General features: G+C 71.5%; 13 protein-coding genes and 1 pseudogene. 9 read left to right on the top strand and 5 right to left on the bottom strand.

Features of this window, described 5'->3' with window-relative positions:
• Window positions 1-158: 158 nt before the first annotated feature.
• Both DEJ14_RS03075 and DEJ14_RS03080 read left to right on the top strand, forming a co-directional pair.
• The gene (locus DEJ14_RS03075; protein ID WP_146249797.1) at window positions 159-5726 is read left to right on the top strand and encodes an Ig-like domain-containing protein; all 5568 of its coding nucleotides are present in this window, start codon (window positions 159-161) and stop codon (window positions 5724-5726) included.
• A 142-nt stretch (window positions 5727-5868) separates the two neighbouring features.
• A complete protein-coding gene (locus tag DEJ14_RS03080; protein WP_111086110.1) occupies window positions 5869-6570 on the top strand; it encodes an SDR family oxidoreductase in 702 nt (233 codons plus the stop codon).
• Between the two features lie 16 nt (window positions 6571-6586).
• On the opposite strand, the gene DEJ14_RS03085 is transcribed toward DEJ14_RS03080, so the two are convergent.
• Genes DEJ14_RS03085 through DEJ14_RS03095 form a run of 3 tightly spaced genes read right to left on the bottom strand, consistent with a single transcriptional unit; the run spans window position 6587 to window position 8699 of the window.
• Window positions 6587-7318, bottom strand: coding sequence for an SOS response-associated peptidase (locus DEJ14_RS03085; protein ID WP_111086109.1), 732 nt, complete (start codon window positions 7316-7318; stop codon window positions 6587-6589).
• Window positions 7319-7376: 58 nt separating this feature from the next.
• Entirely contained in the window at window positions 7377-8003 is a 627-nt protein-coding gene (locus DEJ14_RS03090; RefSeq protein ID WP_111086108.1) for a hypothetical protein, read from the bottom strand.
• Window positions 8004-8006: 3 nt separating this feature from the next.
• Complete coding sequence (locus tag DEJ14_RS03095) at window positions 8007-8699, bottom strand: hypothetical protein (protein ID WP_284180204.1); 693 nt, start codon at window positions 8697-8699, stop codon at window positions 8007-8009.
• Window positions 8700-8846: 147 nt separating this feature from the next.
• Between DEJ14_RS03095 and DEJ14_RS03100 the strand changes: the two genes are divergently transcribed.
• The 3 genes and pseudogenes from DEJ14_RS03100 (at window position 8847) to DEJ14_RS03110 (ending at window position 10655) form a co-directional block, all read left to right on the top strand.
• A complete protein-coding gene (locus DEJ14_RS03100) occupies window positions 8847-9272 on the top strand; it encodes an organic hydroperoxide resistance protein (RefSeq protein WP_111085598.1) in 426 nt (141 codons plus the stop codon).
• A 9-nt stretch (window positions 9273-9281) separates the two neighbouring features.
• Window positions 9282-9667 (top strand): annotated as a pseudogene (locus tag DEJ14_RS03105) (YchJ family protein).
• Window positions 9668-9701: 34 nt separating this feature from the next.
• Entirely contained in the window at window positions 9702-10655 is a 954-nt protein-coding gene (locus tag DEJ14_RS03110) for an SDR family NAD(P)-dependent oxidoreductase (RefSeq protein WP_111085597.1), read from the top strand.
• Between the two features lie 29 nt (window positions 10656-10684).
• On the opposite strand, the gene DEJ14_RS03115 is transcribed toward DEJ14_RS03110, so the two are convergent.
• Window positions 10685-11551 carry a shikimate dehydrogenase family protein gene (locus DEJ14_RS03115; protein WP_111085608.1) on the bottom strand — a complete coding sequence of 289 codons (867 nt, stop codon included), beginning with the start codon at window positions 11549-11551 and terminating at the stop codon, window positions 10685-10687.
• Between the two features lie 58 nt (window positions 11552-11609).
• Between DEJ14_RS03115 and DEJ14_RS03120 the strand changes: the two genes are divergently transcribed.
• The gene (locus DEJ14_RS03120) at window positions 11610-12614 is read left to right on the top strand and encodes an iron-siderophore ABC transporter substrate-binding protein (RefSeq protein WP_111085596.1); all 1005 of its coding nucleotides are present in this window, start codon (window positions 11610-11612) and stop codon (window positions 12612-12614) included.
• Between the two features lie 104 nt (window positions 12615-12718).
• On the opposite strand, the gene DEJ14_RS03125 is transcribed toward DEJ14_RS03120, so the two are convergent.
• Window positions 12719-13123, bottom strand: coding sequence for a DUF1304 domain-containing protein (locus DEJ14_RS03125; protein WP_220036432.1), 405 nt, complete (start codon window positions 13121-13123; stop codon window positions 12719-12721).
• A 60-nt stretch (window positions 13124-13183) separates the two neighbouring features.
• Between DEJ14_RS03125 and DEJ14_RS03130 the strand changes: the two genes are divergently transcribed.
• From DEJ14_RS03130 to DEJ14_RS03140, 3 genes are read left to right on the top strand one after another with little or no spacing between them, the layout of a single operon-like run.
• A complete protein-coding gene (locus tag DEJ14_RS03130) occupies window positions 13184-13507 on the top strand; it encodes a chorismate mutase (RefSeq protein WP_111085595.1) in 324 nt (107 codons plus the stop codon).
• A complete protein-coding gene (locus tag DEJ14_RS03135) occupies window positions 13504-14613 on the top strand; it encodes a lactonase family protein (RefSeq protein WP_111085594.1) in 1110 nt (369 codons plus the stop codon). The genes DEJ14_RS03130 and DEJ14_RS03135 overlap by 4 nt, the downstream gene beginning before the upstream one ends.
• Complete coding sequence (locus DEJ14_RS03140; protein WP_258373282.1) at window positions 14595-15035, top strand: GNAT family N-acetyltransferase; 441 nt, start codon at window positions 14595-14597, stop codon at window positions 15033-15035. The genes DEJ14_RS03135 and DEJ14_RS03140 overlap by 19 nt, the downstream gene beginning before the upstream one ends.
• Window positions 15036-15039: the final 4 nt, after the last annotated feature.

The raw sequence follows: 15039 nt of genomic DNA on the forward strand, positions 1-15039 counted from the left end.
CCCGTACCCCCACAACGAGTGGTCCCCCCTATTGGGGACCCGTCCTGTCCCCATTTCGCTGTCGAGACCTGCCAGTATCAACCCGGCGCCACCGCCCGTCCTCCCTGAACCGACGGCCGTGGATCAGGTGCCCGCATCGTCTCGACCCGAAAGTGATCATGCTGCCTGCTTCCCAGGGCACCGCTGTGCCTCGACGCCGCTTCGGCGTCCGAACCGTCGCCGTGTTCGGCGCCGCGCTGCTCGTCGGCGCCGGTCTCTCGACGACCACGGCGGTCATCGCCGCCGAGCCTGCCTCGGCCGTCGATGCGACCCAGAACGGTGCACTCGTCTGCTACCCGCAGAACACGCTGTACGCGATCGACCGGTCCGGCAAAGTCGTGGCCGTCGACATCAGCGAAGGCGACACCAAGGGCACGACGAAGGACCTCGTCACCCTCGGCGCCGAGGCGAACAACGGTCTCGGTATCTCGCGCGAGGGTGTCTCGATGTTCGCTGCGGCGAACGGCGGGACCGCGACCCTTCGTCAGTACGACCCGAAGACGGGCGTCGCCAGCGACCCGGTCGCGACCGACACGACACGGTCCGTGATCCGTGGTGCCGTGAACCCGGCGACGGGCATCTACTACTACGGCGACGGCACCGGTTGGCTCGGGGCGTACCGCCCCGCGACCGACACGACGCCGGCGAAGTACCTCGGTCAGGTCGGGCAGATCAACGGCCTCGCCACGCGGAACGCTGCCGACACAGCGAACGCGAACGGCGACTTCGCATTCAGCTCCCGCGGACTGTTCTTCGTCGTCGCGGCGAACCACGTGTACCGCGTGAACACGAACGAGGTCCCGACGACACCGGGCACCACAGCGATGACGACGACCGAGATCGCAACCCTGCCGTCCACCACGAACAGCCCGGGCATCGCGTTCTCGTCCGACGGGTACCTGTACGTGTCGAACACCGTGACGGCGAACAACGTCTCCACGACCACGATCTACCAGCTCGACCCCACCTCGGGTGCGCAGGTCCGCAGCTTCCCGATCGTCGGCAACTACGCCGCCAGCGACCTGGCCAGCTGCAACTACGCCGACACCGTCACCGGTGAGGCGAGCGTCGACAAGCGCTGGAACAGCAGTGACCAGTTCAAGCTCTCGATCACCGGCGGCGGCATCACCCCGAACGACGGGACGACCGGTACCACCAGCGGCAGCGCCACGGGCGTCCAGGCACAGAAGGCGGGCGCGGTCCTGACCACGCCGAACAAGGACTACACGGTCACGCAGACCGCCGACGGCACCACCGACCCGGCAAACTACGACACGACGTGGAAGGCCGTCGACCGGGGCACCAACGCGGTCATCGCCGAGGGCACCGGGAACACCGGCACCTTCACGTTCCCCGCAGCCACGACCGCCGACGGCACCGACGTCATGGTGACCTTCACCAACACGCTCAAGGCCGTCCACGTCACCACCACCTCGGACACCGGCAACACGCCGAACGGCACCACGCTGACCGTGCCCGCGAAGGGCGTCCTGGCGAACGACAGCGGCACCGGCCTGTCCGTCGTGTCGAACACCACGCCCGCCCACGGCACCGCGACCGTGAACCCCGACGGCTCGTACACGTACACCCCGGCCGACGGCTTCTCGGGCACGGACACCTTCCAGTACACGGCGAAGGACTCCTCCGGCCAGACGTCGACCAGCACCGTGACGATCACCGTCGCCCCGGCGGGCACCGACGACGCGTTCAGCGTGCACGCCGGCCAGACCGCCACCGCGGACGCGAAGACGGGTCTGCTCGCGAACGACCACGGCACCGGCCTGACGATCACGGGCAACACGAAGCCCGCCCACGGTGACCTGACCGTCGAGCAGAACGGTTCGTACTCGTACACCCCGATCGCCGGTTACTCCGGTCCGGACTCCTTCACCTACACGGCGAAGGACGGCGACGGCGCGGCGATCAGCGGCACGGTCACCATCACGGTGCTGCCGACCGCGGGCACCGACACCGTCACCGCGACGGCCGGAGCCGCCACGTCCGACACCGCCCCCGGCCTGCTCGCCAACGACCTCGGCTCGGACCTGACGGTCACCGGCAGCACCAAGCCGTCGCACGGTGACGTCGTCGTCGCGAAGGACGGCAGCTACACCTACACGCCCACCACCGGGTACTCCGGCCCCGACTCCTTCACGTACACCGTCACCGACGGCAGCGGGGGGACCGACACCGTGACCGTGACCGTGAACGTCGCCCCGCTGGCGAAGGACGACACCGTCCGTGTCGCCGCCGGCAACACCTACACCGCCGGCTCCCGCGCCACCGGCGTCCTGGGCAACGACCTCGGCACCGGCCTGACCGTCTCGTCGAACACGAAGCCCGCGCACGGCGAGCTCACCCTCGACAAGGCGACCGGTGCGATCACCTACACGCCGGCCGACGGGTTCTCGGGCACGGACTCGTTCCGGTACACCGCGACGGACACCGCCGGTGCGCCGACGACCGCCACGGTGACCATCACGGTCAACCCGACGATCGCGAACGACACCACGACGACGAGCGCCGGCACCCCGGTGAACGTCGACGTGCAGCACAACGACCGTGGCACGGACCTGGTCACCACGATCGTCACCGGTCCGGCGAACGGCACCGCCGTGGTCGCCGAGGACGGCACCGTCGACTACACGCCGTCGGGCGACTTCTCCGGCACCGACTCGTTCACCTACACCGTGACCGACGGCTCGAAGGTCACCACCAGCCCTGCGACGGTCACCGTCACCGTCAAGCCGGTCGCGAACGGCGACACCGTTTCGACGAAGTCCGGCGAGACGCTGACCATCGCGCCGACGACGCTCACCGGCAACGACAAGGGAACGAAGCTGACCGTCACCGACGCGGCCGCCGGGCAGGACGCCGACGGCACGACGCACGGTGACGTCGCGATCGACCCGGCCACCGGCGTCATCACCTACACGCCGAAGCCCGGCTTCTCGGGCACCGACACCGTCACCTACACGGTGCGGGACGACTCCGGCCAGACCACGACCGGCACGATCACCGTCGTCGTCGGCCCGATGGCCACCCCGGACACCGCGACCGCCACCGCCGGCACCACGCTGACCGTGGGCGGGGACGGCGACGACCGCACGGGCGTGCTCGCGAACGACGAGGGCACGAAGCTCACCGCCACGGTCGACCTCGAGCCCGCGAACGGCGACCTCGAGCTGGCGGAGGACGGGTCGTACACGTACACCCCGAAGGACGGCTTCTCGGGCACGGACACCTTCACCTACACGGCGAAGGACCTCTCCGGCGGGACGGCCACGGGTGTGGTGACCATCACGGTCAAGCCCGGCACCGAGCCGGACGAGATCACGGTCACGGCAGGCGGCAGCAAGACGGTCACCTCCGCCGACCTGACCGGCAACGACCACGGCACCGGCCTGTCCGTGCTCGACATCCCCGTCGGCAAGAGCGGCACGAACGGCACCGCGGTCCGGAACGACGACGGCACCGTCACCTACACGCCGAAGCCCGGCTTCTCGGGCACCGACGAGTTCACGTACACGGTCACCGATCGCAACGGCCTCACGAACACCGGCACGGTCTCCGTCCGGGTCACCCCCGTCACGGCGGGTGGCTCCACGACCACCGACGCCGACGGTTCCATCACCGTCCCAGCCGACAAGGGCGTGCTCGACGGCGCCACCGGCACCGACCTGCACGTCACGGGCAACACCGACCCGTCGCACGGTGACGTCGTCGTCGACGAGGACGGCGGGTACACCTACACGCCGAAGCCCGGCTACTCCGGTCCGGACTCGTTCGACTACACCGTCACCGACGGCGCCGGCGGGACCACCACCGGCACCGTGACGATCGTCGTCGCACCGAAGGCCGTCGCCGACACCGCGACCACCACCGCCTCGACCCCGGTCGACGTCGTGGTCACGGGCAACGACTCCGGCACGAAGCTCACCGTCACCGCGGTCACCAAGCCCGGTCACGGCGAGGCCGCGATCACCGGAGGCGCAGCCGGCACCGGCACCGTCACGTACACGCCAGCCGACGGCTTCTCCGGCACGGACACGTTCACCTACACGGTGACCGACCCGACCGGCGGCACCGCGACGGCGACCGTCACGGTCACGGTCAAGCCCGTCGCCGTCGCGGACACCGTGCGCACCAGCGCCGGCACCGCGCTGGCCATCGCCGGCACGACGCTGACCGCCAACGACCACGGCACGACGCTCACGGTCACCGGCCACGGCGACGCCGCGCACGGCTCCGTGACCAAGGGCACCGAGCCCGGCTCGCTCGTCTACCTGCCGAAGAAGGGCTTCTCCGGCACGGACACGTTCACGTACACCGTCACGGACGGCTCCGGCCAGACCACGACGGCGACCGTGACGGTCCTCGTCGGCGTCGCCGCCGTCGACCAGTGGCACACCATGCAGACCAACCAGGTGATGCGCACGTCGTCGTCGAACGGCGTCCTCGTCGGTGACTCCGGTTCCGGCCTCTGGGCATCGATGGAGACGAAGCCACAGCACGGGCGACTCGCGCTGGCGAAGAACGGCTCGTACGTCTACACACCGCCGGCAGACTGGTCAGGCCGCGACTGGTTCACCTACGCGGCGAACGACGCCGAGGGGCACACCGCGCTCGCGCTCGTCGTGATCGACGTCACCCCGACGGCAGCGGACGACAAGGCAGCCACGAAGGCCGGCAAGTCGATCACCGTCGCCGGCCCCGGCGTGCTCGGCAACGACCACGGTACCGACCTGACGGTCGTGACCTCCGGCACGGCGGGGCACGGCACGGTCTCGATCGCCGCGGACGGCACGTTCGTCTACACCCCGGCGAAGGGATTCTCCGGCACCGACACCGTGACCTACCGGGCGCAGGACGGCTCGGGTCAGCAGGTCGACGCCACCGTCACCGTCACCGTCGGCATCGACGCGACGAAGGACGCCGGCCACACCATCGCCGGCACGCCGATCGCCCGCGACGCCGCCCACGGTCTGCTCGCCAACGACCAGGGCACCCGCCTCACCGCAGCGCTGGACCGGGGGCCGGCCCACGGCACGGTGACGGTCCAGCCCACCGGCGCGTACGTCTACACCCCGGCCGCCGGCTTCACCGGCACGGACACCTTCACCTACACGGTGACGGACGCCTCGGGGCAGACCACCACCGCCACCGCCACGATGACGGTCGTCGCCGCCGCGGTCGCGAAGGACGACTCCGCCACCGGGACCGTCGGGCACCAGGTCACGATCGACCCGCTCGACAACGACTCCGCCTCGGGCGGTGCCACCTTCGAGACGGGCACCCTGCACCTGATCGACCCGGAGACGGGCAAGCAGTCCGACCGCGTCGTCGTCAGCCACGAGGGCACCTGGACCGTCCGCGACGGCAAGGTCGTCTTCACCCCGGCGAAGGGCCACACCGGCACCGCGTTCATCGGCACCGCGTTCATCGGGTACACGGTGACGGACAGCAACGGCCAGACGGTGACGGCGACCATCACGGTCACCTACCCGACCGGCATCGCGGCAGCGGTCCACACCGCGGAGCTCGCCTTCACCGGTGCGACCGGCCTCGTCGGCCTCGGCCTCGCGGCGATCGCACTGCTCCTGGCCGGCGTGCTGCTCGTGACGCGTCGCCGCATCGCGGCGGGCATCGCAGCCGCCCCGGGGATCCGACGCAGCGCGCGTCCGTAACCACCGCGGTCGACCGGGAGGCCCGGATCACGTCAGCCGACAGGCAGACGTGATCCGGGCCTCCCGTCGTCGTGCCGTGGTCGCGTCCGACGTACGCCGTCACGCGGGGCGGTGCGGCTCCGCCGCTCGCTAGCCTCGGAGGATGAGCGACCGACCCACCGCACCCGGCCGGCCCACGGCGATCGTGACCGGCGGGACCAGCGGCATCGGACGCGCCGTCGTCGAGGAGCTCCGCCGGACCCACGAAGTGATCGCCGTCGGGCGTGACCGCGTGCGGCTCGACGAGGTCGGGGCGCTCGACCACGTCACCGCCGTGCAGCTCGACCTGACCGACGCCGCCGGGTTCCCGGCCTTCGCCGACTCGGTGCCGGAGCTCGACGTCCTGGTGCACAACGCAGCGATCGTCGAACGCCTGCGTGTCGAGGACGCCCGCGCCGAGGACTGGCAGCGCGCCTTCGCCACCAACGTCATCGCGCCGGCCGAGCTCAGCCGGGTCTTCCTGCCGCACCTGCGCCGGGCCGCCGGGTCGGTCGTCGTGATCAGCTCGGGCGCCGCTCGACGGGCCGTGCCGAACAGCACCGTGTACTCCGCGTCGAAGCACGCGCTGCAGGCCGTCACCGACGGGCTCCGCCAGCAGGTCAGCGCCGACGGGATCCGGGTGAGCACCGTCGCGCCGGGACCGACCGACACCCCGCTCGCGCACACCGGCGACCGGTACGGTCCGGCCGACCCCGACGTGGTGCGGAGCGAACCGTCGACCGTCGCCTCGGCCGTGCGGTTCGTGATCGACGCCCCGCGGGACTCCCAGATCGCCGAACTGTGGGTGCGTCCGAGCGTCGAGTAGGGCGGCGTCTCGCTGGCTACGCCACTGGTTCGATGAGCTGCGGGCCGTCGTTCTTCACGCTGTTCACGGTGCGGGCGACCTCGTACTGCTCCAGGCCGGCCGCGACCGTCAGCGACTCGTGGTCGAGCAGGGCCAGCAGGTCGTCGGTCGGCAACTCGCCGCCGAGCCAGTCGTCGTAGCCATCGGGCGTCAGGAACGCCGGCATCCGGTCGTGCACCTCGCCCGGGGCAACGTGGGCGTCGCGCGTGATGATCGCCAGCGACAGCCGCCACTTGTCCGGGTCGCCCTCGGGCTTGGTCGGGTCCGGCCAGGCGCTCACGACCCCGGCCATCGCCAGGGCACCGCCGGGCTCGTGCACGAAGTGGGGCTCCTTGCCGTCCTCGCGCACCACCCACTCGTAGTAGCCCTGCGCCGGCACGATGCAGCGGTTCGTCGCGAAGGCCCGCTTGAACATGCCGCTCGTCGCGACCGTCTCGATGCGGGCGTTGATCGGCTTCGGGCGCTGCTTCTGGAAGTCCTTCGCCCAACTCGGCACGAAGCCCCAGCTGATCTGCGGCAGCTCGCGTTCGCCGTGCCGCTGGCGCACCGCGAACACGGGGTCGGTCGGGGCGACGTTCCAGCTCGGCACCAGGCCCGTCCCCACGACGCCGGTGTCCTGGTCGACGTGCTCGGTCCGGCCGGCGAGCTCACCGAGGAGCTCGGGCAACAGATCGGCCGTGGTGTCGGAGACGACGAACCTTCCACACATGCGCCCAGTGTGCTCCGTGCCCCCGACAGTCGCGCGGGCGGTGCTGTTCCCTTGTCCCTCACGAAGTCGGGCCGGCGGGGACCTCCAGCGGCTCGGCGGCCTCGGCGGCGACCCGCGCGCGTTCGGAGCGGCCGAGGCGGACGACGTACTCGACGAGCGACATCGGGGACAGCAGGATCCACGCGAAGGGGAGTACGTGATCGAACCCGAGCAGCAGGCCGCCGGCGACCGCGGCGATTCCGGCGAGGGACACCGGGGTGACCCGCGCGAGCGTGCCGATCAGCCCGCGGCGGAGCAGGACCGTGTCGGTGCGGACGGCCTCGCGGTCCTCTGGACGGACGGGGCGTGGCCGTCGCAGCAGGTAGGGCTGCACCGACCGCCGCACCGAGTTCTGCCACGAGGCCCGCACCTGCCGCCCGTTGATCGTCGCCGAGGGGTCCGGCGGGCGCCGCGTCGGGAAGCACGCGAACGTGAGCAGGCCCACGCCGGCCGCCAGCAGCACGATGGCCGCCACGCTGCGGAGCGGAGGCTGTGCCGTCCAGCCGAGCCGGGCCTCCAGGACGAGCATGCCGACCAACGCGACCACGGCCGCTGCGCCGGACCACCCTGCTGCGCGGCGGACACGACGTGGGTCCAGCGCGTCGTCGACGTGCCGGAAGAAGATCCGCCAACCGAGTGCGAACACGGGTCAGTCGCCCGGCAGCGAGAGCTTGCTGCCCTTCGGGGTGCCGGGCCGGCCGCGGGCGGGCGGTGCCGGCGGGACGGGCGGGAGGGCCTCGGCCTCGACGCGCAGCTGCTCCTGACGGCCGAGGGTGCGGATCCCCACGACGCCGGTGCCGCTCGAGATGACGAGCCACATGGACCACACACCGAGGAACACGATCATCCGGTCGCCGTCGACGGGGGACGTGCAGACGAAGACCACCGTGCCGATGACGAGACCCACCCAGCTGGCGAACTGCAGGAACGAACGGGTGGCGAAGCGGACGATCTGGTCGCGGCTCTCCAGCAGACCGTGGAGCACGGCATCGCGGTGCTGCGGGTCCACCGCCGGAGGGTTCCTGCCGTAGTAACGTGCGATGGCCTCTTGCGTGCGCCAGCCGATGCCCGGGATCGGTGGGACGGCCCATCCCTTCGGGCCGACCGGCGTCATCGATGCGCCGAAGCACCCGAAGCCGGCGGCCACCACGACCGCGACGACGACACCAGCGGGACCGGGAACGGGGTCGTCCAGGCGGTCCAGGAGCACGCCGACGAACAGCAGCACGACGAACGCGGTCGCCGCGACGATCGCGCCGACGAGCACCATGCGGCGGCGGATGCGCTCGCCGATGACCTCGGGCAGTCGCTCCCGGTACACCTGCCACCCGATCTTGAACACGTGTCATGTCTACCCGGTTCGGAGTCGGCGTGCGTCAGAGTCGGCGGCGCCTGACACGCCCGGCGGCGCGCGCCTGGCCGCGCGCCAGGCCCCGGCACCCCGGGCACGCGCAGCACACGTCCAGGTGGGCGCGATGACCTCGGCTCCATGAGTCTCGACATCGTCTACACCGCAGCCGCCCACGCCACCGGAGGCGGCCGCGACGGGCACGTCCGCAGCGAGGACGACCGGCTCGACCTGGACACCCGCCCGCCGAAGGAGATGGGCGGCAGCGGCGAGGGCACCAACCCCGAGCAGCTGTTCGCCGCCGGGTACGCCGCGTGCTTCCTCGGTGCACTGCACGCCGCGGGCAAGGAACTCGACCTCGACACCACCGGCGCCGAGGTCTCCGCCGAGGTCGGCATCGGCGGCACCGGCAACGGCGCCTTCGGCCTGGCGGTCGAACTCGACGTGTACGCACCGGCCGCCCCGCAGGAGCAGCGCCAGCGCCTGGCCGAGCGCGCGCACGAGATCTGCCCGTACTCGAACGCCACCCGCGGCAACATCACCGTCGCGCTGTCGATCGTCGACTAGCGTTCCGGCGTGGTCACCGACGAGACGCGCTGCCCCTGCCTGAGCGGCAACCCCTACGGCGAGTGCTGCGGCCCCTGCACCGCGGCGCGGCCGCGCCGACCGCGGAGCGCCTGATGCGCTCACGCTTCAGCGCGTTCGCGCTGGGACTACCGGAGTACCTGCTGCTCACCTGGCACCCGCGCACCCGTCCGGCGGCCCTCGAGTTGGACGCGTCCCAGCGCTGGACCCGGTTGGACATCCTGACGACGACCTCGGGAGGCCCGTTCGACTCCCGGGGCACGGTCGCGTTCCGCGCGTGGTGGCGTTCCGGCGACGACCGCGGGACGCTCGAGGAGACGAGCGAGTTCGTCCGCGAGCAGGGACGATGGTTCTACGTGGACGGCGTCGTCGCCTGACGGGTCCGCACCACGCCAGCTGACAGGAGTCGACATGCCCGCACGCGACCTCACCCGCTTCGGCGACCGGACCACGGCCGCCGAGGTCGTCGACGGCCTCGACCTGACGGGACGCACGGCGATCGTCACCGGTGCCGCCTCCGGCATCGGGGTGGAGACCGCCCGAGCACTCGCCGGAGCCGGGGCGCGCGTGACGCTCGCCGTGCGGGACGTCGACGCCGGGCGCCGGGTCGCGGACGACATCGCCCGGTCGACGGGGACGGACGCACCGGCCGTCGTCGAACTGCACCTGGACCGTCCGGGCTCCGTCGAGGCGTTCACCGCAGCGTGGTCGGGGCCGCTCGACGTGCTCGTCGCCAACGCCGGCATCATGGACGCGCCCGAGTCGTACACGCCCGCCGGGTGGGAGTCGCAGTTCGCGACCAACCACCTCGGCCACTTCGCCCTCGCGCTCGGGCTGCACGACGCCCTGGCCGCTTCGGGTTCGGCCCGCATCGTCTCGGTGTCGTCGAGCGGTCACGGCGGTTCGCCCGTCGTGTTCGACGACCTGTTCTTCCGCCGGCGTCCCTACGAGCCCGGCCTCGCCTACGGCCAGTCGAAGACCGCCAACGTGCTGTTCGCCGTCGCTGCCGGCCGGCGGTGGGCCGCCGACGGCATCACCGCGAACGCCCTGATGCCCGGCGGGATCTGGACCGGGCTGCAGAAGCACTGGGACCCGGAGGTCCTCGCCGCCACGAAGATCGCCGCCGCCGACGCCGTGAAGACACCGGAGCAGGGAGCTGCGACCTCGGTCCTGCTCGCCACCGCACCGGAACTCGACGGCGTCACGGGCCGCTACTTCGAGGACTGCCACGAAGCCGCGGTGGTGGAGCGGATCGAGGACGGCCTGCACGGCGTGCTGCCCTGGGCGCTCGATCCGGACCAGGCCGACCGGTTGTGGGACGTGTCCGTCGCCCTGCTCGATGCCGAGGCGCGGTCCCGCGGCTGACCGCGGGTCGCCGGTGTCGTCGTCGTCGGCTAGCTGCTGATGACGGCGGGCAGGCCGACAGCCGTGCGCATCGCGCGACGGACGGCGGCCTCGTCGGGCAGCAGCTCGTCCTCGTCGCCGGTCAGGAAGAAGCGGATCTGGCCGATGGCCTGCTCGGTGAGCATGTCGAGGCCGTTCAGCACCCGGCCGCCGGCGCCGGCCCAGCGCGACGCGACGGCGGTCGGCCACGGTTCGTAGGCGACGTCGAACAGCACGGCGTCCGACCCCGACGGCACCAGCTCGAGCGGGTCGGCCGCGCCGCCGGGCAGCGTCGACAGGACGAACCCGTGGTGGGTGCCGGGCAGGTCGGTGAGTGGCAGGACCTCGAGCGAGACGCCGAGCCGCACGGCCAGCTCCACGAGCGACCCGGCCTTCGCGGTGTCGCGCAGGAACACCCGCACGAGCGACGCCCCGAGCCGCACGGCCGCGGTCAGGGCGCTCGCCGCGGTCGCGCCACCGCCCAGGATCGTGGCCTCCCCAGGCAGGTGCCCGAGGGCCTCGACCGGTCGGACGAGCCCCTGGACGTCGGTGTTGGCGCCCGCGCGGACGATGCTGTCGCCCTCGTGGCGGAACGCGACCGTGTTGGCGACCCCGAGCTCATCGACCAACGGGGTCGTGCGGTCGAGGAGCGGCAGCACCTCGCGCTTGAGCGGCATCGTGAGACTCAGCCCGCGCCATCCGGGACCCAGCCCCGCGACGAACGCGTCGAGCCCGCCGGACGCGACCTCGTGCCTCCCGTACGACCACCCCAACCCGAGCGCGTCGTAGGCCGCTTCGTGGAGCGTGGGGGAGAGCGAATGCGCGATGGGGGAGCCGAGCACCGCGAGGCGCGTGCGGTCTGGATCTGGTACGGCCACGATCACCCAGCCTATCCAGCTGATTTCCTGTACGCGCCGTTAGGTTAGGCTACCCTTCGTGATCCGCTCATCCCTTCGTCTCCGACGTGTCCTCGCCGCTGCGGGTGCCGTCGTCGCAGCCTCCCTCGTCCTCGCCGGCTGTGCCTCCGGCTCCAGCTCGTCCGAGTCGTCCTCGGCATCGTCGTCCGACGGTGCCTTCCCGGTGTCCATCACGACCGGCCTCGGCACCACGACGATCGACTCGCAGCCGAAGCGCGTCGTCGCACTCGGCTGGGGCGACGCCGAGACCGCGCTCGAGCTCGGCGTGCAGCCGGTCGGCGCGAGCGACTGGCTCGCCTTCGGTGGCGACGGTGTCGGCCCGTGGCTGAAGGACGCGTACACGAAGTCGCCGAAGATCATCCAGACGCTCGAGCCGAGCTACGAGGACATCCTCAAGCTCAACCCCGACCTGATCCTCGACGTGAAGTCATCGGGCGACAAGGACCGCTACGACAAGCTGTCCGCGATCGCGCCGACCGTCGCGATCCCGAAGGGTGGCGAGAACTACCTCGCCTCGACCGAGCAGCAGACCACGATGATCGCGAAGGCGCTCGGCAAGGAGTCAGAGGGCAAGAAGCTGCTCTCCGACCTCGACGACGCCTACGCCGCGGCGCGCAAGGCCCACCCGGACTTCGAGGGCAAGACCGCCGTCGTCGGTGCGTACAGCTCCGAGGGCTTCGGGGCGTACGCCTCCACCGACAGCCGCTCGTCGTTCATGAAGAACCTCGGGTTCACGATCCCGTCGGCCATCGACAAGGAAGCCGGCAAGGCGTTCTCCGTCACGCTGTCCGACGAGAACCTCGACCTGCTCGACGCCGACCTGACGCTGATCCTGCCGATCTACGTCGACGCGTCGAAGGCCGAGTCGGACCCGCTGTTCCAGAAGGTGCCGTCGGTCGAGGCCGGTCATTACATCGTCTTCGACGACAAGGACGTGTCGTCGGCGTTCTCGATGGGCACCACCGCTGCGATCGAGTGGGCGCTCGACAAGCTGCCGGCGCAGTTCGAGGACAAGCTCGGCTGACCTGGCCTGTCTTCACCCGCGAAAGCGACAGGGTGCCGCCGATGTTCGGCGGCACCCTGTCGCTTTTGCGTGGTGTTCGGGGCTGACGGTGTGGTCGGGACGGCTCAGACGGGGAAGCTCGAGCCGAGCAGCGCGAAGAGCAGCGCGATCAGCGGGAGCGTGCCCTGCTTGAACGCCGAGTTGAGGTACTTGCGGCCGGAGCCGACCAGGATCACCGCGGCGCCGAGCATGCTCGCGGTCGAGAACACGACGAGGGTCCAGCCGGTCGCGGTGTTGCCCGCCAGCACCAGCGCGACACCGAGGATCGCCCCGATCGCCAGGAACAGGTTGTAGAACCCCTGGTTGAACGCCAGGGAGCGGGTCGCGTCGGCCTCGGTCTCGGTCGCGATGCCGAACACCTTGCGGGCGCGTGGACTCGTCCAGATGATGGATTCGAGGAACCAGATGTACACGTGGACGAGGCCAGCGAGGACCGCACACACGCCCGAGATCACGAGCAAGACCGACATGTGCTCATTCTCGCAGGCGTCGGCGGGGTTCGGCTGCGCGTCCGCCAGTAGGCTCGGGGCATGAGCGACGACGTCACCCCGCCCGAGCCCGAAGCGACGGCTGTCGCCGAACTCCGGAGCATCCGGCAGAGCATCGACAACATCGACGCCGCCGTCATCCACATGCTCGCCGAGCGCTTCAAGTACACGCAGCGAGTGGGGCACCTGAAGGCCGAATCGGGCATGCCCGCCGCTGACCCAGACCGCGAACAGGTCCAGGTCGCACGGCTCCGGAGCCTCGCCGCCGAGGCGCACCTCGACCCCGCCTTCGCCGAGAAGTTCCTCAACTTCATCGTCGCCGAGGTCATCCACCACCACGAGCGCATCGCCGGACGCGACGAATGAGCGTCGACCTGCCGACGCTGCTCGTCGGTTCCTACACCGCCACCGGCGGCGGGAACGCGACCGGCATCTCCTTGGTCGACGGCGGCGTTGCCCGCGCGGGCGCGGGCGCGGTCGCTCGTACCGTCGCGGTGCTCGACGATCCCTCGTTCCTCGCCGTGTCGGGCGACCGTGTCTACGCCGTGTCCGAGACGAACGACGGCGGCGTCTCCGCCTTCCGGATGCAGAACGGCGCGCTCGAACACCTGTGGGACGCCTCCGCCGGCGGTGACGCCCCGTGCCACCTGCGGGTCGACCCGTCCGGGGCCCTCATCGTCACCAACTACGTCTCCGGCACCGTCACCGCCATCTCCCTGGCGGCGGCCGAGTCGTTCTCCGCCTCGGTGCTCGCGAGCGACGGCGTCGTCCTGCCCGCCGACGGCGTGCACGGCCGCACCGACCGGCTCGCCGTCCCCGCCTCGGCCATCGCCGTCGCGACCCTCCCGGCCGCCACCGGCCCGGTGCAGGACCGGCAGGATGCGCCGCACGCGCACCAGTCCGTCGCGACGCCGGACGGCACGGTGCTCGTCGCCGACCTCGGCGGCGACGCGCTGCACGAGTTCCGCGTGACCGTGTCGGCCGACGGCGTCCCCACGCTCGAGGCGCTGCGCGTGCACCACGTGGCGCCCGGCGTCGGCCCGCGGCACCTGGCCTGGTACGACGGCGACCTGTTCATCGCCGGTGAGCTCGACGGCGCGGTCCACCGACTCCGCCGCGACGAGTCCGGCTCGCTCGTGACGATCGCCTCGACCCCGACGTTCGAGGGTGCTGTGGGGGAGTCGCTCCTCAGCCACATCGAGGTCGACGACGCCGGACTCGTCACCGTCGCCGTCCGTGGCCGCGACCTGATCGTGGTGCTCGACGCTGCCGACGACGGGCTCGCGCTCGTCGGGTCCGCGTCGTGCGGGGGTGCCTGGCCGCGGCACTTCGCCCGGGTGCCCGGGTACGTGCTCGTCGCCAACGAGCGGTCGGACGCCATCGCCGTGCTGCCGATCGGTGCCGACGGTGTGCCGGGCGAGGCCGTCGAGCAGATCGCCGTCGGGACCCCGACGTGCATCGTCCTGCTCTGACCGTGACCGAGGTCGACCCGTACACCCTGGTCGTCGGGGCGCCGCCGCTGGCGGACTACCTGCGTCTGCGCCAGGACTCCGGACTCTCGCCGAAGGATGCCGAGCAGGGCGCCGGAGCGATCGCCGGCAGCTGGTCGGCGTGCCACGTCGTGGACGCCGACGGCACACCGGTGGCGATGGGCCGGACGATCGGCGACGGCGGGTGGTACTTCCACATCGCCGACATCGCCACCGATCCCGACCACCAGCGCCGTGGGCTCGGACGCCGTGTGGTCGAGTGGCTGCTCGATGACGTCCGCGACCGAGCACCCGCCGGGGCCTTCGTCACGCTCGTCGGGGATCCGCCCGGTCAGCGGCTGTACCGGTCGCTCGGGTTCGACGACGTCGCGCGGAGTCTCGGCATGGCACTCCGACTGGACTGACGCC

It is taken from the genome of Curtobacterium sp. MCJR17_020 (assembly GCF_003234365.2).
GTDB lineage: Bacteria > Actinomycetota > Actinomycetes > Actinomycetales > Microbacteriaceae > Curtobacterium.